The 21,885-nt window shown below is 65.1% G+C and carries 19 protein-coding genes; 8 read left to right on the top strand and 11 right to left on the bottom strand.

Going from position 1 to position 21,885, the window contains the following annotated elements; all coding sequences use genetic code 11:
* Window positions 1-124 precede the first annotated feature (124 nt).
* Window positions 125-1,246 (top strand): helix-turn-helix transcriptional regulator, encoded by a 1,122-nt coding sequence (locus tag BMW89_RS16795; RefSeq protein WP_092028118.1) that lies wholly within the window; start codon window positions 125-127, stop codon window positions 1,244-1,246.
* Window positions 1,247-1,325: 79 nt separating this feature from the next.
* Window positions 1,326-2,000, top strand: a complete 675-nt coding sequence (locus BMW89_RS16790) for a methyltransferase family protein (protein ID WP_092028117.1) — start codon at window positions 1,326-1,328, stop codon at window positions 1,998-2,000.
* A 375-nt stretch (window positions 2,001-2,375) separates the two neighbouring features.
* Here the strand turns inward: BMW89_RS16790 and BMW89_RS16785 are convergent, their stop codons facing one another.
* Window positions 2,376-3,080, bottom strand: a complete 705-nt coding sequence (locus BMW89_RS16785; RefSeq protein ID WP_092028116.1) for a glutathione S-transferase — start codon at window positions 3,078-3,080, stop codon at window positions 2,376-2,378.
* 242 nt (window positions 3,081-3,322) lie between these two features.
* Here BMW89_RS16785 and BMW89_RS16780 point away from each other — a divergent pair, with 242 nt between their 5' ends.
* The 4 genes from BMW89_RS16780 (at window position 3,323) to BMW89_RS16765 (ending at window position 6,831) form a co-directional block, all read left to right on the top strand.
* Window positions 3,323-4,324, top strand: a complete 1,002-nt coding sequence (locus BMW89_RS16780; protein ID WP_092028115.1) for an NrtA/SsuA/CpmA family ABC transporter substrate-binding protein — start codon at window positions 3,323-3,325, stop codon at window positions 4,322-4,324.
* A 44-nt stretch (window positions 4,325-4,368) separates the two neighbouring features.
* The gene (locus tag BMW89_RS16775; protein ID WP_244547607.1) at window positions 4,369-5,163 is read left to right on the top strand and encodes an ABC transporter permease; all 795 of its coding nucleotides are present in this window, start codon (window positions 4,369-4,371) and stop codon (window positions 5,161-5,163) included.
* 20 nt (window positions 5,164-5,183) lie between these two features.
* Window positions 5,184-6,023, top strand: a complete 840-nt coding sequence (locus tag BMW89_RS16770; protein ID WP_177196101.1) for an ABC transporter ATP-binding protein — start codon at window positions 5,184-5,186, stop codon at window positions 6,021-6,023.
* Between the two features lie 82 nt (window positions 6,024-6,105).
* Entirely contained in the window at window positions 6,106-6,831 is a 726-nt protein-coding gene (locus tag BMW89_RS16765) for a Crp/Fnr family transcriptional regulator (RefSeq protein ID WP_092028112.1), read from the top strand.
* A 10-nt stretch (window positions 6,832-6,841) separates the two neighbouring features.
* Here the strand turns inward: BMW89_RS16765 and atzF are convergent, their stop codons facing one another.
* From atzF to flgB, 9 genes are all read right to left on the bottom strand, one after another.
* Window positions 6,842-8,239: an allophanate hydrolase gene (gene atzF / locus BMW89_RS16760; protein ID WP_092028111.1), complete on the bottom strand. Its 1,398-nt coding sequence runs from the start codon at window positions 8,237-8,239 to the stop codon at window positions 6,842-6,844.
* 168 nt (window positions 8,240-8,407) lie between these two features.
* A complete protein-coding gene (locus BMW89_RS16755; RefSeq protein ID WP_092028110.1) occupies window positions 8,408-9,400 on the bottom strand; it encodes a Tim44 domain-containing protein in 993 nt (330 codons plus the stop codon).
* A 257-nt stretch (window positions 9,401-9,657) separates the two neighbouring features.
* Window positions 9,658-12,231 (bottom strand): cell cycle histidine kinase CckA, encoded by a 2,574-nt coding sequence (gene cckA / locus BMW89_RS16750; RefSeq protein WP_092028109.1) that lies wholly within the window; start codon window positions 12,229-12,231, stop codon window positions 9,658-9,660.
* A 155-nt stretch (window positions 12,232-12,386) separates the two neighbouring features.
* Window positions 12,387-13,466, bottom strand: a complete 1,080-nt coding sequence (gene flhB / locus BMW89_RS16745) for a flagellar biosynthesis protein FlhB (RefSeq protein ID WP_092028108.1) — start codon at window positions 13,464-13,466, stop codon at window positions 12,387-12,389.
* A 10-nt stretch (window positions 13,467-13,476) separates the two neighbouring features.
* Window positions 13,477-14,247: a flagellar biosynthetic protein FliR gene (gene fliR, locus BMW89_RS16740; RefSeq protein ID WP_092028107.1), complete on the bottom strand. Its 771-nt coding sequence runs from the start codon at window positions 14,245-14,247 to the stop codon at window positions 13,477-13,479.
* Between the two features lie 17 nt (window positions 14,248-14,264).
* Window positions 14,265-14,528, bottom strand: a complete 264-nt coding sequence (gene fliQ / locus BMW89_RS16735) for a flagellar biosynthesis protein FliQ (RefSeq protein WP_092028106.1) — start codon at window positions 14,526-14,528, stop codon at window positions 14,265-14,267.
* 113 nt (window positions 14,529-14,641) lie between these two features.
* Window positions 14,642-14,950, bottom strand: a complete 309-nt coding sequence (gene fliE, locus BMW89_RS16730) for a flagellar hook-basal body complex protein FliE (RefSeq protein WP_092028105.1) — start codon at window positions 14,948-14,950, stop codon at window positions 14,642-14,644.
* Between the two features lie 16 nt (window positions 14,951-14,966).
* Entirely contained in the window at window positions 14,967-15,392 is a 426-nt protein-coding gene (gene flgC / locus BMW89_RS16725; RefSeq protein WP_092028104.1) for a flagellar basal body rod protein FlgC, read from the bottom strand.
* 18 nt (window positions 15,393-15,410) lie between these two features.
* Entirely contained in the window at window positions 15,411-15,815 is a 405-nt protein-coding gene (flgB, locus tag BMW89_RS16720) for a flagellar basal body rod protein FlgB (protein ID WP_092028103.1), read from the bottom strand.
* A 352-nt stretch (window positions 15,816-16,167) separates the two neighbouring features.
* Between flgB and BMW89_RS16715 the strand changes: the two genes are divergently transcribed.
* On the top strand, window positions 16,168-17,130 hold the full coding sequence (locus BMW89_RS16715; protein WP_092028102.1) for a flagellar biosynthetic protein FliO: 963 nt from the start codon (window positions 16,168-16,170) through the stop codon (window positions 17,128-17,130).
* The gene (gene fliP, locus BMW89_RS16710) at window positions 17,127-17,885 is read left to right on the top strand and encodes a flagellar type III secretion system pore protein FliP (RefSeq protein WP_092028101.1); all 759 of its coding nucleotides are present in this window, start codon (window positions 17,127-17,129) and stop codon (window positions 17,883-17,885) included. The genes BMW89_RS16715 and fliP overlap by 4 nt, the downstream gene beginning before the upstream one ends.
* A gap of 162 nt (window positions 17,886-18,047) precedes the next feature.
* Here fliP and BMW89_RS16705 read toward each other — a convergent pair whose 3' ends face one another.
* Window positions 18,048-21,833 (bottom strand): tetratricopeptide repeat protein, encoded by a 3,786-nt coding sequence (locus BMW89_RS16705; protein WP_177196100.1) that lies wholly within the window; start codon window positions 21,831-21,833, stop codon window positions 18,048-18,050.
* Window positions 21,834-21,885: the final 52 nt, after the last annotated feature.

Below are 21,885 nucleotides of genomic sequence, written 5' to 3'. Positions count from 1 at the left end.
CGCGCTGAACCGGGCGCGCATCTGCCCGGTCGCATCAAGTGTGATCCGGCTCATCAAAGCTCCGCATTCGACGTGCTCATCTGCGAGACCGAACGAGCCCATCCATGAGTCTGTGGGACACCCGATGGAACTGAATGACAAGCTGCTCTCGCTGGTGGCGGACATCTACGATGCATCGCTCGACGATTCCCGATGGACCGCGACGCTTGGCAGCATTGTCGATCTCGCGGGCGGCCAGAGCGGCGGACTGGTCTGGATCGGAGCCGCCGGCAGCGCCGTAATCTCGCATGCTGTCGGCGTGGAGCCCGCCTATATCAAATCCTACATCGAAACCTACGAGCCACTCGATCCGTCGCGCAGCGTGCTCCACGCATCGGTCGGTCAGATCCAGACGATCCGGGACTGGATCGATGTCGACGAATTTCGGACAACCGCGTTCTACAACGAATGGACCCGGCCACAAGGCCTCGAGGACGCCGCCAATATCCTGCTCGACAAGTCTGCCGAGGGAGTGTCGCGCCTCTCGATCATGAAGGCCGGCGGTCCTGTCGATCGCAGGATGTATCAGGTGATCTCGCATCTCACGCCGCACATGCAACGGGCCATGCTGGTCAGACAGAAGCTGCAGCAGCAGACCACATTGGAGACGGCGTCGGCCCGCACGCTTGACGCCCTGCGATCCGCCGTCCTGCTGCTCGATGCCAACGGTCATATCACCCACGCCAATCAAAGCGCCCGAGACATTCTGGACGAGGCCGACGTGCTTCGCTCGGTCCATGGCCGGCTCGTGACGCCCGACCTGAATGCCGATCGCGTGTTGCGGCAGGCGCTGGCGGGCACCGTTCTCGGCGACCGCGCGATGACGAGTGCAAGCATCTCGCTGCATCTGACGGCGCGCGACGGCTCGTACTATGTCGGGCATCTCCTGCCGCTGACCGCGGGGCGCCGGCAAATGTTCGGGGACAGCTATGACGCCTGCGCCGTCCTGTTCATCAGCAAGGCGGCGCTCGATACGATCGTCGCGCCCGATCTCATCCGCAAGCTCTTCAAGCTGACGCCGACCGAGTTGCGCGTCTTCCTGTCCATTGTCGAGATCGGCGGGGTTCCTGACGTCGCCAGAAGCATGGGCGTCGCCGAAACGACGATCAAGACTCACCTCACCAGAATTTTCATGAAGACCGGAACCAAACGGCAGGCTGATCTGGTTCGGCTCATCGCGGCCTTTACACCGCCGATCAGGATCTGAAGCCAGCCCGTCGCGCCGGCCTCATGTTTGCCGGAAAAATGCTATCGATTGGTCGGCGCGGGATGGAGCGAGATCGACCATGATCGCCAGACTGCTGTTGCAGAACACGATCTTCACCGTCGGGATGGGCGCGCTGTTGTTCGCGTCCGCCGGCACGCTGCATTGGCCGTCGGCCTGGGCGTTCCTCATCACCTCCGCCGTGCTCGGCCCGCTCTGCGGCTGGTGGCTCTACCGGCTCGATCCGGCACTGCTCGCCGAGCGTCTGCGTCCGGTGATCCAGCAAGACCAGCCGCCCGCCGACAAGGCCTTCATCACCGCGTTCATCGCGGCGATGCTGGCCTGGCTGGTCGTGATGGGGCTCGACCGGCGCGCCCTTGCCTCCGACATGCCGCTCGCCTTGCAGCTGCTCGGCTTCGCGCTGTTCCTGCTCTGCACGCTGTTCACGATGTCAGTGTTCCGCGAAAACTCGTTCGCGGCCCCAGTGGTGAAGCTGCAAGCCGAGCGCGCACAACGCGTGATCTCGACCGGGCCTTACGCGCATGTGCGCCATCCCATGTACAGCGGCCTGATGCTGTTCTTCGCCGGCGTGCCGCTGCTGCTGGGCGCGTGGTGGGGACTGACGATGCTGCCGCTCTTCGTCGCGTTGCTGGCAGTCCGCATCGGAATCGAGGAGCGCACGCTGCGCGAGGGCCTGCCGGGCTATGCCGACTATGCAGCGCGCGTGCGCTATCGCCTGCTGCCCGGCGTGTGGTGAGCGCAAATCACGCTCTCCAGCAATATGTCGACGCTTTCCAGAAAAGCGTTTTCTCTCCTCCGATCGACTGACGTCGCCACAACCGAACCCCGCTAGAGGGAACCCGCACCCATTCAACGGGAGACGCGACGATGTTCTGCAAGCCCCCCTGCCCCGATGAGCATGAGTTCGCTCCCGTCCCCGATGATTCAAACGATCGATCTGGCCCGGAGCGCGCACAGCCGCTCAGGAGCCACGACGCGTTCGGGCGACTGATCGCGCCCGAAACGGCCGGTCCGGAACGGGGGCTGCCGCCAGCCTCCCTCCGGACCGGCTAGAATCCTTTTTGACGCGTTTTCTTGACGCGAACCGGTATCCACGTCGCTCGAAAACGCTTTAGCCATCCAGCTCGCGATAGCAGCGGAAGATGCCCTGCTCGTTAAAGGGAATGCGGCGCTCGCTCGCCAGATAGGCCTTGATGTTCGGCCGCGCGGCGATGCGCTCGTGCAGGCCGACGAGGCCGGGTATGTCTGCCTCGAACGCCTTCATGCGTCCGGGAAAGGCGTAGCGCAGCCCGTCGACGATCTGGAACAGCGAGAGATCGACGTAAGTGAGCTTACGGCCGGTGACATAGGCGCCGCCCTTGTTCTCAAGGAGCTGCTCGAAATAACCGAGATATTTCGGCACGCGCTCCGTCCAGAAATCGGCCGTGCGCTTCTTCGCCACTGGCTTCTGGTCCTCATAGTAGAGCGAAGGCCCGAGCGGGTGATGAGTGTCGTGAATCTCCAGTACGAAATCAGTGATCGTTAGCTGAAGCTGGTGCACCCAGAGTTTTCCGGCTTCCGTCTTCGGCGCGAGGCCATGGCGGGCGCCGATATAGAGCAGGATGTTGGCGGTCTGGCCGATCACGAGCTTGCCGGCTTTCAGGAACGGCGGCGCAAAGGGCGGCGTGCCGTTCGCGTCCATCATCTTCATCATCGCAGCCGTCCCGCGCGCCCCCCGCGCGACGTCGACGTAAGCCGCCCCCGCCTCCTCCAGCGCCAGCCGCACATATTCGCCGCGGCCCTGGATCTCGGGCCAGTAATAGAGCTCATATTTCATGGGAGGGGTCCGTGAGCGTGGGGCGTCCCGACCAATGTAGCACGCGGCGGTGGCACGGGCGCCCCGAAAGCCGTGTCGATTAATTGCTTCCCGGGACCGTAGCGCCGGGCGAGCATACCAGTGTGGGACGATCCTCAAGCGATCGCCCAGGGGAGGACGCGGGGATCTGCTGCGGGACCGTTCGGGGCGGTATCCGCGATCACATCGGGGTTGCCGCCGGCGCGGCGCGAGGGGAGATCGTCATGCACTGGAATTCCGTCCGCCCAATCGCGGCAATGGCCGGCTATGCCGCGCTTTGCTGCCTCGCGCTCGCTCCGGGCTGCGCCTCGGCCGCGGAACTGCTCAAAGCCCGGCTGGCGCAAAATCTCGGACCGATCTCCGGCCTTGCGATCGTCGCCAAATCGAGGGGGATTTTCGAAAAGCACGGACTGGACATCACGGTCTCGAACTTCACCTCCGGCAAGCAGTGCCTGGACACGGTGATCGGGGGCGGTGCCGACATCGCGACGACGGCGGAGGCCCCGGTCACCGCTTCGGCGATGGCCAACCAGCCCATCGCCTTCATCGCCGGCATGGAATATTCCGATCTCAAGACGCTCGTCGCGGCCAAGGCAGGCGTCAAGACCAAGGCAGATCTTCGCGGCAAGCGAATCGCATTCACGGCCGGCACCGGTAGCGAGGTTTACACGGCGACCTTGCTGAAGTCGGCGGGATTGACGCCCAAGGATGTCACCCTCGTCAATCTGCGGCCGCAGGAGATGCTGCCGGCACTTGCAGCCGGAAGCATCGACGCGTTCGACACCTGGGAGCCCCACGTCGCCAACGCGAAGAAGGCCCTGGGCGAAGCCGTCGCTGAGGTCGATACAAAAGGCACCTACTCCGAGACGTTCAATATCGTGGTCATGAGGTCCTATCTGGACGCCAACCCGGCGCTGGTCGAGAAGTTCATCGCCGCACTGATCGATGCCGAGGTCTGGATGAAGGCACACCCGGATGAAGCGATCACAGCGGTGGCGGACGCGGTCGGCATGAAGCGGGACGAACTCGCCCCGATCTGGGCCGACTATGTTTACCGGGTGCGTCTCGACGACCGGCTGATCGAGATTCTCAAGACCCACTCCGCATGGCGCCTCGAGAGCGGCAACCATCCTCCGGGAGCGGCGATGCCCGACTTCAGCAAGGTCGTCGTCACCGAGCCGCTGAAGAAGGTCGATCCCGCACGCGTCACCCTCTCGTGGAAATAGACGCCCGCACGGCCATGCAGGAAGCCACTTCAGCACGACGAGCGATGGCCGTCCGCACCGATGGTCGCGCGCGGCGGCCGGATTCGGTTCGTCTTCGCCGCGTCAATATTCTGGTCGGGGCGCTGTCGCTTCCCTTGTTCGTCTGCCTCTGGGAACTGGTCTCTCGTTCCGGGGCCGTCAACATGGTGCTGTTTCCGCCGCCGACGGTGGTTGCTACGGCCGTCCTCGAGTGGATACGAAGCGGACAGTTCTTTGGCGATCTGCTGGCCAGCCTCTTTCGCGTCACCACCGGATTCATCATGGGCGGCGCGCTCGGCATCCTGCTCGGTGTTCTCACCGGCCAATTCCCCGTCATTTCGAGCTTGCTGTCCCCGCTCTTCCATATCCTGCGGCCCATTCCGCCGATTGCCTTCGTGCCGATCGTCATCCTCTGGTTCGGCCTGTCGGAGGCGGGAAAATTGTTCCTCGTCGTATGGGGCGTGTTCTTCACGGTATGGCTTTCGACCCACATCGGCGTGCAGAAGGTCGACCGCGGCCTGATCCGGGCGGCGTTGATGCTCGGCACGCCGCGGCGGCAGATGCTCCAGGAGATCGTGCTGCTGGGCGCGCTTCCCTACATCGTGGTCGGGTTGCGCACCGCCGTCAGCATCTCCTTTTACACGCTTGTCGCGGCCGAACTGGCCGGCGCTTTCGCCGGCATCGTCTACAGGATCGAGATCGCACAGCAGAATTTGCAAACGGGCCAGGTCATGGGCGGGCTCGCGGCGCTCGGGTTGATTTCGTTCGTTGCCGATCGCCTGTTTGCGGCTCTTGCGGAACGGCTTGTCTGGTGGCGCTGATGTCGGGACCTCGATCGAGCATGAAACTGGCCCTGGCAAGTTCGTCGGCCTCTGTCGAGGAGGCGCGGAAACAACCTGCCATTCAAGTCTCGAACCTGAGCATCGTTTTCGACACCAACCGCGGGCAGAACATCGCGGTGGATCGTGTTTCCTTTGACGTGGCACCTGGCGAGTTCGTTTGCATCGTCGGGCCCTCCGGCTGCGGCAAATCGACGGTGCTCAATACGATCGCCGGACTGGAAGTGCCGTTTGAAGGCGACATCCTGGTGGAGGGCGCGCCTGTGTACAGTCCGCGCCCCGATGTCGGCATGGTGTTCCAGCAGCCGCATCTCTTCCCCTGGAAGTCCGTCCGCAGGAACATCGCCCATGGCCCGAGGATGCTCGGAAGGTCGAGGGCGGAAGCGAATGCCATCGCCGACGATCTGATCGCGATGGTCGGCCTCACCCGTTTCGCCGACGCCTATCCGAACACGCTGTCCGGCGGCATGCAACAGCGCGTAGCGATCGCGCGAGCGCTGGCCAATCAACCCCGCGTGCTGCTGATGGACGAGCCCTTCGGGGCTCTCGACGCACAGACCCGGGCGGTGATGCAGGACAATCTGCTGGCGCTGCGCGACCGGATCAAGGCGACCATCGTGTTCGTCACGCATGACATCGATGAAGCCATCGTGCTGGCCGACCGCGTTCTCATCATGAGCGCGGGACCCGGCCGCATCCTGCGCGAAGTCGCTGTCAAATTGCCGCGCCCGCGGTCGAGCTCCGTCATGCTCGAGCCGGCTTATCTTGCCCTCAAGAAGGATTGTCTCGACGTCATCCGCGCAGAAGGGTTGCGGGCGTTCAATCGGTCGGAGGCGAACTGATCGCCCGGAGCTCGCAGCGGACCGTAGCGGGCTGGCACGGTTCTTGAATAATCGATGCCGGGTCTCACATGCGGAGCCGGCGATGCACAGAGCGAACAGCGCGATAGCGGCAGGTGTGATGCTCGCGGAGTCGGACGATCTGGTCAGGCCGCTGCCCGGCTTGCTGGACGGTCTCAACCGGGCTGATTGCAATCGTTTGCGCGCGATCGGACGCGAGAAGGTCGTGGAAGCCGGCCAACTGGTTTGGTCGCAGGGCGACGCACAGGCCGGGATCTACCTGATCAGCGAGGGGCGCATACGCAGCTATTATGCGGCGCCGTCGGGGCGCGAAGTCACGCTCGCATACTGGTTTCCCGGCAACTTCGTCGGCGGCCCCGATATATTCGGCACGGGACCGCACATGTGGACGTCGGTTGCGGTCGAGCGCAGCCGGTTGACGTTCATGCCCGGACCGGCGTTGCGGCGACTCGCGCAGGAATCGGCGGCAATCGCCGTCGCCTTGCTGGATGCCCTGGCATTCAAGGCGCGATGCTATTCGGCGATGGCCCAGATGCTCGGGACGCGCTCGGTCACCGAGCGGCTGCAGTGCCTGCTGATCTTCCTGTCGCACGTCTACGGCGTGAAGCGCGACGGTGAGATCGTCGTCGGCATGCCGTTCACCCACGGCGATCTCGCCAATCTCATCGGGTCCACCCGCCAATGGGTGACGGTGCAGCTTGCGCGGCTCCAGGAGGACGGCGTGATCCGATACGACCGATCCGTGATCTCGATCCTGGATCTTTCCATGCTTGGGCAGGCGGCGGAATAATATCCGCGCTTCAGCCGCCAAACTTCAATTCGAACGCCGCTCCGCCTGCACTGGCCTCGAACCGCCGCGCCAGTCCGATCAGCGCGCGATCGTGCCAGGCCGGCGCCAGCAGGGTCACGCCCATGGGCATGCCGTTCGGCAATGTCGCGTTCGGAATGGCCACGCCGCAGAGATCGAGCAGATTGGCAAAGTACGAGTAGTAGCCAAGGCGATTGTTGAGGGTGATCGGATCGCGCTGCATCTCCTCCAGTGTGAACGGCCGCGGTGCGGTCGGGACCACCAGGGCATCGATGCCCGCAAAGATCGCCTCGGCGCTGCGGCGAAGTCGGTGCAGCCGGTGAATGGCACCAAACGTGTCGATCGCCGAATAGCCGGCGGCTGAGGCCAGCACGGTCCTGGTGACATCGAGCAGGGAATTGGATTCGACGTCGACAAGCGAAGCGATGGCCGAGTGCCGCTCCGCCACCCAGGGTCCGCTGAACATCAACTCGCCGGCTTGGCGGAACGGGGCGAAGTCCACCTCGATCGCCGTTCCTCCGATCCGTGCAAAACGCTCGCAGGCGTGCTCATAGAGTTCGCCGCACTCCGGCATGCCGAAACATTCGAGATCGGAGGTCGCAAGGCGGCCGAACCGGAACGATGGCGCCGCTGCATCGGCGGGAAAAAAGGTCCTGGGCTGGCGGCTATAGGGATCCTCGAAATCGAACCCTTCGATGATGTCGAGGATTGCCTCGCCGTCGCTGACGCTATTGCAGAACACCGAAACGCAATCGATCGTCGGGCAATTCGGCACCAGCCCGCGTGATGACACCAGCCCAATTGTGGGCTTGATTCCGACGATGTCGTTGAACCCGGCAGGTATGCGGCCGGACCCTCCGGTATCGGTGCCGAGCGCAAAAGCGACGTGCCCGGCCGCCACGGCGACCGCGGACCCGGAACTGGAGCCGCCCGCAACATAGCGCACATCGGCAACCGACGCGCAGGGGCCATGGGGCGAACGTGCGCCTGACAGGCCCGTGGCGAACTGATCGAGATTGGTCTTTCCGAGGCAAATTGCGCCGGCCGCGGTGAGGCGTTCGACGCTGTGCGCGGAATGCCAGGGCGTGTAGCTGAACGCCGGACATGCGGCAGTGGTCGGCATTCCCTCGACATCGATATTGTCCTTCACGCCAAAGGGAATGCCGAGCAGCGGAAGATTTTCGCCGGTCCGCGCGCGCGCCACGAGCTTACGGCATTGTTCGAGCGCCTCCTCCCGCGGGCGAAGATGGATCCAGCAATTGCGGTCGCGCTCGGCCTCGATCCGGTCATACGCCGTTTCGATCGCCTCCAGCAGCAGGGACGAATTCCTGACGATGGCTTCGTGATTTGTCCTGGAATTTATCCTGGAGCGCGCGACAGACTGACTCACCGAATATCTCCTTCTCCAACTCGCAGGCGCGAAATTGCGGGAGCTCGGCGCGGCCAACAAGCAATTAAGTGCTTCGCCCGAATGGCCGCCTGGAGAGGAAACCTGCCGCCCAAACAAAAAGGGCGCCGTGCCGAGGCACGACGCCCTTCTATGTCGCTAATTCTGCGATCAGTTGGTCTGCTGGATCGCCGACAATTCCCAGGCGCCGCCCGGACGGCGGGCGAAGGTCCAGACTTCGGTCGCCTCGCCCGGCTGCTCGCTGCCGGCGACAATTGCGCCGGTGTTGCGATCGACCGTCTTGTCGGTAAGCGCGAAGCGCAGCGCCACCGTGGCGTAGTCGGTCTCGCCTTCGCGCCAGGATTCCGCGAGGTCGCCCTGCAACAGCTTCACATTCGTGACCTTGTTGACGACGTTGCGCGCGCGGTTCTCGCCGAGATCCCGCTCGAAGTAAGAAACCATTTCCGGCGTCGCGAGCGTGTGCAGCTTGGCCACATCCTCGTTCGACCACGCAGCCTGGACATCGCCGAGCAGGCGCTCGAACGCCTCATAGTCCTCAGGCTTGATCTCGAGCGGTGCATTGTTGGCGCCGCCGAAACCGAAACCACCGATACCGCTGCGAAAGTTCGTCTGCGGTCCGGGGCCAGCGCCTGCGTTAGCATTGGCATAAGCCGCCTGCGGCGTGTGGCGGCGCTGCCACCACGACATCGCCAGCCGCACCACGAACACCACCAGCACGATCTGGATGATCAGGCCGAGGATCGACGACAGGCCGCCGAGGCCGCCGAACAGGCCACCGCCGAACAGCATGCCGAGCAGGCCTGCGCCGAGGAAGCCGGCCGCAAGGCCACCCATGAAGCCGCCGGCGCGGCCGAACAGGCCGCCGCGCGCGGGCGCAGCCGCAGCCGAATTCATGCCTGCACCCGGCTGGGTGTAGGTGCGGTTGAACTGCGAGGCCGAGCCCGGCGCCGTGGTCGTCGACGGCGGGGCCGAAAAGGTGCGCGAGCCGCGCGAACCCGACGACATGCCGCCGCCGACACGGGCGTCAGCGGACGAGATGGCGAGCGCGGTCGGCAGCGCAAGCGCCAGCACGACGGCAATCGTCTTGAAGAGCGTGCGGGACCGTAGCGAGAAAGTCATGTGCGTTTCCCAATTCCCCGGCATGGGGACATGCCCCTAAGATGGGCAGACTTCCCGAAAAGTGAAGATGGTTTCGGAACTTATGGCTGCGGCCCTCAGTCGCGGGGATGTGGCAAAAGCCCATATTTGACCGGGGTTTGGCCGGACACGCAGGGGAACAATGGTTTCCGGTTACCGGCGGGTTAACGCGGCAAATTCCGCTTTTTCCCTCGTCATCTCTGGATTGCTTCGCTGCGCTCGCAATGACGGAGAATGCGGGAACGGCACTCCGCCCCTCCACGTCACCCCTGCTTCGCCATCGTCTCCTTCACGGCCGCCACGAGCTGGCTGAGCGTGAACGGCTTTGGCAGGAAGTCGAACTGCTGCCCCTCGGGCAGGCTCTTCTCGAAGGCGTCCTCGGCATAGCCGGAGACGAAGATGAACTTGATGTCGGGATTCTTCTCGCGCATCGCCTTGAGCAGCGTCGGGCCGTCCATCTCCGGCATCACGACGTCGGAGACGACGAGATCGATCCCACCGCTCTGCTCCTCCAGCAACTCCATGGCTTCGACGCCGTTCTCGGCCTCGACCACGGTGTAGCCGCGCGAGCGCAGGCCGCGTGCGTTCAGCGCGCGCAGGCCTTCTTCGTCCTCGACCAGCAGGATGGTGCCCTGCCCCGTGAGATCGGTCCGCGGCTTGGCCTCCGCTGACGCGGCTTCCTTCGCGGCGCCATTGCTCGCGACGGCCGCGGGCTGCTCGACCTGCGCCTCCGGTTCGGCGTGATGGCGCGGCAGGAAGATATGGAACGAGGTGCCCTGCCCCGGCTCGGAATCGACGTAGATGAAGCCGCCGGTCTGCTTGACGATGCCGTACACGGTCGAGAGGCCGAGGCCCGTGCCCTTGCCGACTTCCTTGGTCGAGAAGAACGGCTCGAAGATCTTGTCGCGGATGTCGGCGGGAATGCCGGTGCCGGTATCGGCGACCTCGATCCGAACATAGTCCGCAGCCGGCATGCCCTTGTAGGCAAGCTTGGCGGCTTCGTCCGCGGTGACATTGGCGGTGCGGATGATCAGCTTGCCGCCGTCGGGCATGGCGTCGCGCGCGTTCACCGCGAGGTTGACGATCACCTGCTCGAACTGGGAGACGTCGACCTTGACCGGCCAGAGGTCGCGGCCGTGGATGGTTTCCTGCTTGACCTTCTCGCCGATCAGGCGGCGCAGCAGCATCGCGAGGTCGGACAGCGCATCGCCGAGATCGAGCACCTGCGGCCGCAGCGTCTGCCGCCGCGAGAACGCGAGCAACTGCCGCACCAGCGTCGCGGCGCGCGTCGCGTTCTGCTTGATCTGCATGATGTCCTGGAACGACGGATCGGTCGGCTTGTGCGCGTTCAGCAGGAAGTCGTTCGCCATCATGATGGCGGAAAGCACGTTGTTGAAGTCGTGGGCGATGCCGCCGGCGAGCTGGCCGACCGTCTCCATCTTCTGCGACTGGTTGATCTGGTTCTCCAGCGCGCGCCGCTCGGTGGTCTCGAGCATGTGTACGATGGCGGCTTCTGTGTCGTTCTCGGCCGCGTCCACCGGCGTGACGAAGAACTGGCCCCAGCGCTCCTTGGTTCCTTCCAGCGCCACTTCGACCGGCGCGACGTCGGCCTGGCCCTCGGCAGCCTGGTTGATGGCCGCGATCAGCAGATGACGGTCGCGCGAATTGACCGCACGGAAGATCGATTTGCTGCTGGTGTCGAGCCCCAGCGCCTGCCCGAGCTTGGCGTAGCGTGCATTCGCGCGCACGACATTGCCGCCGCGGTCGACGGTCGCGATCGCCATCGGCGTGTGGTCGAAGAAGCGCATGAAGCGCACTTCGGCGGCACGATCGGGATCGCTGCGCTCGTCGCGGGCGCGGCTGATGACCAGCGTGCGCGACGGCCCCGGCGCGCCGTCGGCGCCGAAGGCGAGCTTGTGATAGAGCCGCACCGGCATGGTCTTGCCGGTGCGCATGCGCAAATCGATGTCGAAGACTTCCGTCTTCACCTCGCCCGGCACCGCCACGATCGCGGTGAGCAGCGAGGCGCCGTCGCCGGAGACGATGTCGGTGAGCTTCAGCCCGCCGGAGCCGATCTCGGCCAGATCATAGTCGAGCCAGTTCGCCAGCGTCGCGTTGACATAGGCAAGCTCGCCGGCCGGATTGACCGAGAAGAAACCGCACGGCGCGTGATCGAGATATTCGATCGCGTGCTGGAGCTCCTGGAACACGTCCTCCTGGCGCTCGCGGTCTCGCGTGATGTCGGCGATCGACCACACCGCGTATTTCGCCTCGCGCTTGCCGGTGCCGAGCGGGCGCACCCGCATGCGCAGCCAGCGGCCCTGGCTGCCGTCATGACCGGAGATGCGCACCTCTTCCTGCTGGCGCTTGCCCTCGCGGGCGGCCTTGAGCAGGCGGAACACGGCTTCGGAAACGTCGGGGTTGCCGATGAAGACGCGCTCGACGGGACGCACCTCCTGCGGGCCGGTGGCACCGGTCAGCGTGAGATAGGCAGCGTTGGAATAGACCACATGACCGCGCGGATCGGTGACCGCGAGGCCATCGAAGGCGTGATCGGCGATGCGCCCCATGACGGGATCATCGAGATTGCGGTCGACGAAGCGGATGATGCCGGCGGCAAAGGCAAACAGGTTGAACAGGCCGACCATCGCCAGCACGGCGAGGATGCCGAGGATATAGGGCTGCGCAGCCGCGCGCCCGAGCGTCATCAGCCCGATCGCGACCGCGACCAGGCCGGCGGCCACCAGCAGCACCAGCACAATGCTTCCCGAGCGCGGCGACGGCTCGTGCGCCGCAACGGGCTCTCGCGTGAGGTCGTGATCGGTCTCGGCAGTCATCTCAAACTGGCGCAGCCTGTCGGCAGAGAATCAACGCGCTACGCAGCGCGCGGGGTCCTCCCTGCCTGAATTGGACCCGCAGACGCAAGGGCAGCAGGGGCGAAAGGTACGCTGATTCCCAGATTACGGCCATTTCCGGTGTTTTTCGGATGTTTTTATCGCCGCCCGGCACCGAATCCGCTCTTCAGACGCATGACGTAGCCGATGATTTCGGCGACGGCATGGTAGTGCTCGGTCGGGATTTCCTGGTCGATTTCGACGGTGGCGTAGAGCGCCCGGGCCAGCGGCACGTTCTCGACGATCGGGATGTCGTGCGCACGCGCGACTTCCCGGATCTTGAAAGCGATATTGTCGACGCCCTTGGCGACGCAGATCGGCGCGGACATGCCGCGCTCGTAGGACAGCGCGATCGAATAGTGGGTCGGGTTGGTGATGATCACGGCGGCCTTGGGAACCGCTGCCATCATGCGCTTCCTGGAGCGCTGCTGGCGCAATTGCCTGATCTTGCCCTTGATGTGCGGGTCGCCTTCGGACTGCTTGAACTCTTCCTTGATCTCCTGGAGCGACATCTTCTGCCGTTGGAACCAGCTGCGATACTGGAAGAAATAGTCGCCAATGGCGATGATCGCGAGCGCCGCAACCACCGCGCCGAGCAGATGAACGGTCAGGCTGATGATGGAACTTAGCATGGCGGCCGGATCGAGCTTGACCATCGCCTCCATGCGATGCCGCTCCGGCCACAGGATCGTGGTCATGACCACGCCGAGCACGATCAATTTGCCGATGCCTTTGAGAAAATTGGCCGCCGCCTGCTTGCCGAAGATGCGCTTGAGGCCCTCGGCAGGCGACAGCTTGCTGAATTTGGGCGTGAGCGATTCGGCCGACCACACCAGGCGGTGCTGGAGCATGTTGCCGGCAATGGCTGCCAGTACCAGCATCAAGAGCGGCACGCCAATCGCTGCGATCACCGCGACTTCGATCTGCTGCATCAGCACGAGCATAGCCCTGCCGTCGGTCTTGATCATCCAGGAATTGGCCAGCAGGTTGCGCATCGGCGCCATCAGCCCGCTGCCGACCGAGCCCGAGAAGGTCGAGACCACGAGCGTGCCGCCCGCGATCATGAACCAGGTGTTGATCTCCTGGCTTTTCGCAACGTCGCCGCGTTCGAGCGCCTCCTCGAGGCGCTTTTGTGTCGGGTCTTCTGTTTGACTTTCTGGATCGTTGTCTTCCGCCATCGACCCCTCGTTACCTAAGAGGCATCATCTGGTGCATGACACCGATGAAGTAATCCAGATACGTGCCCATCATCGCAGTCAGCACGACGGCGAGAACCAGAAAGCCGGCGAAGATCGAGAGCGGCACGGCGACGAAATAGACCTGCATCTGCGGCATCAGCCGTGCCAGCACGCCAAGCCCGATGTTGAAGACGAGGCCGAACACCAGGAACGGTCCCGAGAGCTGCAAGCCGAGCAGGAACGCCGCGGAAAACGCGCGCGTCGCCAGGGCAGCAATATCGCCACTCGACACGGTCTCGCCCGGCGAGAAGATCGTATAGCTGTCGTTCAGCGCCGCGATCACCAGATGATGGCTGTCGGTGGCAAACAGCAGGGTCACACCGAGCATGGTCAGGAAGTTACCGACCAGCACGCCCTGCTGTCCCTGCGTCGGATCGATCGAGGTGACGAAGCCGAGTCCCATCTGCTGCGCGATCACGGCACCGGCGACCTGGAGCGCCGACAGCGTCACGCGCGCGGTTGCCCCCAGCACGATGCCGATCACGATCTCATGCAGCATCAGCACCAGCAGTGGCGCGAGCGAGCCCATGTCGACCTGGTAGGCGTTGCGATGCAGCGGCAGGATGATCATCGTGAGCAGCAGCGCGATCGACAGCTTTATCCGCGTCGGAATGTTGGTCTCGCCGAGGCCCGGCAACAGCATCACCATCGCACCGATCCGGGCGAAGGCGAGCATGAAGGCTGCGGCAAGCGCCGGCAGCAGCGAGACGTCGATGCGCATGGTGGGCGCATAGTGCCTCAGCCGCCGATGATTCGCGACGAGATACGGAGCATGTGGGAATGGAGTGCGTCGGCCATGAACGGCAATGCCAGCAACATGGTGGCAAAAATGGCCAAAATCTTCGGCACGTAGATCAGCGTCTGTTCCTGGATCTGCGTCAGCGCCTGGAACAACGACACGATGACGCCGACCACGAGGCCGACGATCATCGGCGGTGACGACACGATCACGATGGTCCAGATCGCATCACGCGCGACGTCGAGGGTTTCGGGTCCGGTCATTCTACTTGCTCGCTTTCGGTTGTCTCACGCTTCGACAAGCGCGAATGGCGAGTAGCGAATGGCGAAGCGGAGACATCCGCACTCGCCATTCGCCACTCACTATTCGCTCCCCATCAGATCGGCATCTTCATGATGTCTTCATAGGCCGCGATCACACGGTCGCGGACCGAGACCAGCGTGGACACCGCGACGTCGGTGTCTGCGACCGCCGTCACCACGTCCATCACGTTGGCCTTGCCGGCGGCCATCGCCATCGTCTGCGAATCGGATTTGCGGCCGGACTCCAGGACGCTGCCGACAGTGTCCTTCAGAAGCGAGGCGAAGGACTGCCCGCTCGGCTCGCTGCCCTTGCCGGCACTGGTGTTCTCCAGCACGCGGGCGAGGTTTGCATAGGCGTTGGCGGCAATTGACGGTGTTGCCATGGCTCAGATGTCCTGTTCAGCTCTTGAGGATGTCGAGGGTGCGCTGGATCATCCGGCGCGTCGCACTGATGATGTTGAGATTGGCCTCATAGGACCGCTGCGCGTCGCGCATGTCGGTCATCTCGACCACCGGGTTCACGTTGGGATATTTGACATTGCCGGTCGCATCCGCCGCCGGATTGTTGGGCTCGTATTTTGTGCGGAAATTGGATTGGTCGGGCTTGATCCGGCCGAGGGTGACGACCTGCGCGTCGAGGGTGCGGTCCAGCGCCGAGGAGAAGGTCGGCACCTTGCGCCGGTAGGGATCGCCGCCGGCACTCTGCGACGTCGAATCCGAGTTCGCGATGTTCTCCGAGATCACCCGCATGCGCCCCGCCTGCGCGCGCAAGCCGGAGGTCGCAATAGCCATCGAGCGGGCAAAGTCGCTGCTGTCATTCGCCATGATGCGCTTCCTCTAGCTCTAGCCTTTGCCGATCGCAGTCTTGAGCAGGTGCAGGCTCTTCGAGTAGAGCGAGGTCGCCGCTGCGTAATCCATCTGGTTGCTGGCAGCCTTCATCATCTCCTCTTCGAGATTGACGGCGTTGCCCGCGGGGCGGGTCTCGAAGCCGGCATTCTTGTTCTGGTCGAATCCGGAAGCCGCCCCTGACGGCGTCATGTGCGAGCCGCTGGTACGGGTCATCGCCAGGGGGCCCACCGAGCCCGTGACGGCGCCTGATTTGTCGAGCTTCGGCTCGACCAGGTCGCGCGGCCGGAACTTGGGCGTGTCGGAATTCGAGACGTTCTCGGACAGGACGCGCTGGCGTTCCTGATGCCACTGCATCTTGGTGCGAAGCGCCGACAGCACCGGGAGGTCATTGATGGACATCGTCGCGGCTCCTTCCGCCTAGTTGCGAACCTTGGGGTCCGAAGCTAGGCAGAATTTGCCGCGTGTATGGTTAACAGGTGGTTAAGGATGCTCGCAGCGGATGTCCCCGCTCGGGACACGGTTCTGTGCCCCGTGATTCTACGTCCCCAAAAGCGGCATTAACCCAACCGCTTGGCGGCGCATGCACGGGCCAAGAAGTCGTTTTGGATCGAGCGATTCATAGGTTATTAAGAGTTGGGGACGGCAAAACTTGCCGTGGGACATTAAGAAATCGCAGTTTGGGGCATCCTACGCCGATGGTTGGCGCACCTGACCATGGGCACGAGAAAAGCGCCATTTGCCGGGGACAAGTATGAACGGTACTAACCCTCTCACCTTCATCGTCGCGTTCATCGTCGTTCTGGCGTTGATCGGCCTCGCCGCTTGGCTGGTCCGTCGATTCGCCAGCACGCGGCTCGGCGCCAACACCCAGCGCGGCAGGATGCCCCGGCTCGCCGTGATCGATGCTGCCGCGGTCGACGGCCGTCGGCGCCTGGTGCTGGTCCGGCGTGACAATGTCGAGCACCTCCTGATGATCGGTGGCCCCACCGACATCGTCGTCGAGCCCAACATCGTCCGCGCCGCGCCCGGCCGCGACCAGCTCCCGCAGCGCCCGAACGCCGCCGAACCGCCCCGCCTCGCGCCGATGCCCGATGCCGGCAACTGGGCCGACGAAGCCCCGCGCCCCGAACTGCTCGATCATCCCGAACCGCAGATGCCCGAACCGCCGCCGCGGCCCGCGCGCCCGTCCTTCGCCGACGAGGTACGGCGGCCCGCGCCCGCTCTGGCCGAACGCCGCAGCGAGCCGCCACTGGCAGGCTTTCCGCCTGAGCCGATCGCGCCGCGCCCCGAGCGCGAGCTGCGTCCCGAACCGCTGCCGCCGCGCGTTGCCCGCCCCGAGCCGCCGCTGATGCCGCGTCCGCCGCGACAGAGCGAGCCGGTGAAGGTGCCGCCGGTCCGCGCCGAGCGCGTCGCCGCGCCGCCGCCGCCCGTCCCGCAGGCTCCGCCCGTTCCGCCGCCGGCTCCCGCTCCTGCTGCGCCCTCGAACGCCGAGCAGAATCTCGCCGAAATGGCGCAGCGATTAGAGGCAGCACTGCGCCGCCCGGCCGGCGAAACGGTCGCGCCTCCGGTTGCACCGGAGCCGCCGGCCGCTCCCGCGCGCGTGGCACGCAGCGAACCACCGGCACCACCGGCGAAGCCTGCCGTGGAAAAGACCAGCTTTGAAAATCTCGAAGACGAGATGGCCTCGCTGCTCGGCCGTCCGAAGCCATCGTGAGGCTGCCGGCCCTCCCGCGTAGAGTTCTTTTTGTTTCTGTCCTGATCGCCGCGGCCTCGCTCGCGATGCCGGCGCATGCGCAGGACATCAGCATCAATCTCGGCGGCGGCGCTGGTGGCGGCGGCGTCACCGAGCGCGCGATCCAGATGATCGCGCTGCTCACGGTGCTGTCGATCGCACCGTCGATCCTGATCATGATGACCTCGTTCACGCGCATCGTGGTCGTGCTGTCGCTATTGCGTACCGCCATGGGCACCGCGACCGCGCCGCCGAACTCGGTGATCATTGCGCTTGCGATGTTCCTCACCTTCTTCGTGATGGGACCGGTCTTGCAAAAGTCCTATGATGAGGGCATCCGCCCACTCGTCGCCAACCAGATCAGCGTCGAGGACGCGCTCCAGCGCGCCTCCGTTCCCTTGCGCGGCTTCATGCAGAAGAACGTGCGTGAGAAGGATCTGAAATTGTTCCTGGACCTCTCCGGCGAGCCGCCGCCGGCCACCCCCGACGAGCTCGCGCTTCGCATCCTCGTCCCCGCCTTCATGATCTCCGAGCTGAAGCGCGCCTTCGAGATCGGCTTTCTCTTGTTCCTCCCCTTCCTGATCATCGACCTCGTCGTCGCCTCGGTGCTGATGTCGATGGGCATGATGATGCTGCCGCCCGCGACGATCTCGCTGCCGTTCAAGCTGATCTTCTTCGTGCTGGTCGACGGCTGGTCGCTGGTGGCGGGCAGCCTGGTGCAGAGTTACGGGGGATAGCTGCCTCACCTCGTCATTGCGAGGAGCCCTTGCGACGAAGCAATCCAGAGTCCCTCCGCGGAAAGATTCTGGATTGCTTCGCTGCGCTCGCAATGACGGAGGGTGTCGCGGCGTGTCGGGCCGCTCTTCGCGCGGAATAGCCCTGGAATCGGGGCCAGGTTCCTACCGCGTCATCTTGATCTGCCGCACGACCGGGATCGTCGGCAGCGAGCCGGTGTGCTCGGTCTCGTCCTTGGCCTGCGGCGCGCGGGCGGTGGCGTCGGGGAAGCGCTGCTTCATCTCGCGCAGGAAGCCGTCGAGCGTGTCGACGCTGGCGGCGAGCTTGGCGATCTCGGCGAATTCGGCGCTGGAGGCCGCGGCCGGCTTGCTGGCGATGTCGAAGGCGAGACGGTCGGCACTCTCGCTCATCAGCGGCGCGTATTTCTCGCGGAACCGCGCCGTGCCGATCGAGTCGTCGGCGAGCGCATAACCGACGGCGGCGCGGATGATGTCGCTCTTCTCCACCGCGTTGAGCGGCTTGAAGTCGCGGAAGCGTTCGCCGTAATAGAGCTCGATCTGCTCGGCGGATTCGCGCCAGCGCCGCGCCGCCCAGAAGATGTCGGAGCGCAGGCGGAGCACCTCGCGCCCGGAAACGTTGGAGACGATGTCGAGCGCAAGGTCGTGACGGCCGACGTCGCTCTGCGCCCGCGCCTCCAGCAGCAGGCGCTGCTGCCGGAGTTCGCCGGAGAGATCGCTGATGCGGCTCGCGCGCAGCGCCGTGATCGCCTTGTCCGGCCTGCGATTGGCGAGATAGATCATGGACAGGCGCGCGGCGACCTGGGCACGGGCGGCGCCTTCGAGACGGTGATCGACCTGGTATTGCAGCAGCTCGGCGGCCTGGTCGAGCAGATCGATCGAGGCGAGACGGTCGGCGAGACGCCGGATCAACTCGTCGCCGCGGCGGCCGATCGGCGTCAGCTCACGGAATTCATAGAACATCCCGAGCGCCTCGACGACGGGCAGATCGTCACCCTTCGGCCCGAGGAAGATCTGCGTGAACAGGTCGGAGGCGAGGTCCTGCGCCTGGCGCGAAGCTTCCGCGTTCGGCTGAAGCTTCGTCGCGGTGCGCGCCGCCGTGAGCGCGTCGCGGTAGCGCCCGTTCTCGGCATACATCTGCGACAGCAGCTGGAGCGTCTTGACCTCGATCGAGTCGCCCCGCCAGGTCATCGACAGCGTCTCGAGATCGCGCAGAGCGTCTTCCTTGCTGATCTCGTCGCGCTTCTGCCGCAGCGCGACCTCGAGCTGCTTGGCTTCGGCCGCAGCCGGCCGGTCGCTCGAGGCAACCGCAAATTTGTAGTCGTCGAGCGCGTCCTTGTCGTGGCCGAGCGCCTCGGCGAGCCTGCCGCGCAGCACGGCGAATCCGGGCGCGGCCTCGGCCGATACGCCGACGATCTCGAGCTCGCTGCGCCGCTTGGAGGCGCCGGCATAGTCCTTCACCTCGAGGGAGGCGCGCATCGCGTCCATCGTCACGATGCGCTGGATGTCGAGCGGCAGCGAGGCGATGGCGAATTCGACGTTCTTGAATTTCTCGCGCGCATCCGCCCATTTGCCCTGGCGCGCATAGGCGAGAGCTTTCCAGAGCTGGGAATCGTGGCTGTTGCCGATCACGGGATTGGCGAGGTCCTTCAGGCCCTGCGCCGGACGGCCGATCAGGATGCTCGATATCGCATGCATGATCAGCGCGCCGCTCTCCTCCTTGTTGAGGGGATCGCTCAGCATCAAATCGGTGACGGACTTGGCTTCGTAGTACATCGCGCGCGACATGTAGAACTGCGCGAGGTCGAGCCGGGGCAGCGAACGCTGCGCCGGCTCGACGACGGAGATCGCCGTGATCAGATCGCTCTGGCGCGTCCAGAAGTCCTCCGATTGGCCCTTGCGCCAGCCTTCGGGGCTGAAGACCGGGCGCACTGCGGTCGGGGCGCGCTCGGCGGAGATGTCGACCGGCGACAGCGTCAGTCCGCCCTTCTTGCCGAGAATGACCTTGTCGGACCCGACCTCGACGCCGACCTCGTCGGAGTTCGGGCGAATCGCGATGCCGTGCGCGGATTCCAGCAGCGAGAGATCGACGAGGTCCTGCCGTTTGATGAAGCCGCGCACCGGGCGCTGCCCGGTGACGACATAGAGCATGTCGCCGGCGTCGGGATCGGTCAGCTTGTGCAGCAGGCCCGGATTGGTGAAGGGGATCGCGATGTTGGCGAGCGCAGGATCGGTGATGTTGCGCGACATCATCAGCGGCAGCGGCGTCGCCTGGATCTTGTCGGCGAGCGTCAAGAGCCAGTTGGTCTCCTTGCCGACCTCCTCGCTCGTCAGCGAGTAGACCAGCGGCCGGGTGAGACGGATGCGGACCGCCTGCCCCTTGTCGAGCGGCATGCGGCTAACCTCGCCGATCATCGCGCCGCCCTTGGTGCGGATCGCCTCGACATCGATCGGCTTCGGCGTATCGAACACCAGCCAGACGGTGTCGCCGCGGCGGAACGCTGCCGCAGGGGTCGAGACCTGAAGCGGGAACGTCACCCGCAAGCCATCGCTGTCGCGGCGCGCATCGACGCTGGCGCCGGCCGGCTGCGGCGCGGCCGGTGCCGGCATCGCGGCGGGCGCTGCCTTGACGGACTCCTTCGCCGGCTCCTTCGGCGCTTCATTCACGACTTCCTTGGGCGCCTCGGCAACCACGGGCTTGGCGGGCGTCGCCGCAGCTTCGGCAACAGCCGGCGCGGGCTTCGGGGCCTCCTTGGGAGTTTCCTTGGCAGTTTCCTTGGCTGTTTCCTTGGCTGCTTCTTTGGGCGCTTCCGTGGCGTGCGGAGCTTCAGCCATGGGAGCCGCCGCCGGCTTCGGCGCTTCGGCGGCCGGCATCGGAGCAGGCGCTTCCGACTTCCCCTCGGGCTTGATGTCGATCTTCGCTTCGCGCGCAATCGTCTCGGAGGTTGGTGGCGCGACCTCGCGATGAGCGTCCTTGGGCTTCTCGGCCGCCGGCTTTTCCGCAGCCGGCGCCGGTCCATGACCCTGGGCCGCTGGCTTCGCCTGCGCGATCATGGACTCGGCCGTTGCGGCCATCTTGCCCTTGTCGGGCTGGAAGGAGATGTCGACGACGTAATTCTTGTCGTCGCGGAAGGAGTGCACGTCGGAATCGCCGATCAGCGCGATCTCGACACTGGTCTGGTCGATGTCGCCCTTCTGCTTGATCGAGGCGACATTCGGCGGCGCGGCGACGACCGCGTCGGCCAGGTCGAAGCTGAGATTGGCGTTGAAGGCGAGCGTGAGCTTCTGCTCGTTGAGCACGGAGGAGACGCCGACGCCATCGGGCATCTCGAACGCGAAGCGCACGAAGGTCGGCTGTATCGAGGCGCGCACGCGGATCTGCGGGCGCTTCTTGGTCTCGGCCGCGGCACGCTGCGCGCGCAAGGCACGTTCGGCCACGCGGGCGCGCTCGGCCAGTTCCTTGACCACGTCCATCGGCAGGCTCGGCGGCGGCCCCTTCCAGCCCTCGGGCAAGAGGTCGACGAAGGTGCGCTCGCCGGCATTCATGGTGTTGACGGTGACGCGCCGCGCCAGCGACAGGCGGATGGCACCGCCATCGGGATCGCGGCGGGCGGAGTTGACGTAATCGGGCGCGCCTTCCGGCACGCGGTCGACGGGAACGTCAACGGCCCGGTCGAAGCGGATGATGAGGATGGAGCCGGCCGTCGTCACCTCGGAGGGCACGTCCTCGCCGAGCTTGATCACCAGACGGGCAAAGCCGCCGCCGGCCGAAAAACTCGCCTCGCCCCGGATCGCATCCGCGGCCCGGGCGGGTCCACTGAAGCCGATCAGCAGGCACGCCGCCAGCACGCGCGCTTTTCGGACATGACGCGACAGCACCCACGCCAAGGCGCGGGCTCGCGACACTAATCCAGCGGCAGCTTTCTGCGCCATTGGCGGCATATCTTCCGGTTCGGCGGTCCACGCCGGCACTGGTGCCGGCCGA

The organism is Bradyrhizobium sp. OK095 (assembly GCF_900109945.1).
Taxonomy (GTDB): Bacteria; Pseudomonadota; Alphaproteobacteria; order Rhizobiales; family Xanthobacteraceae; genus Bradyrhizobium.
Note: the sequence above shows the minus strand (reverse complement) of the source record. Positions and strands in the feature narration are given on the sequence as shown.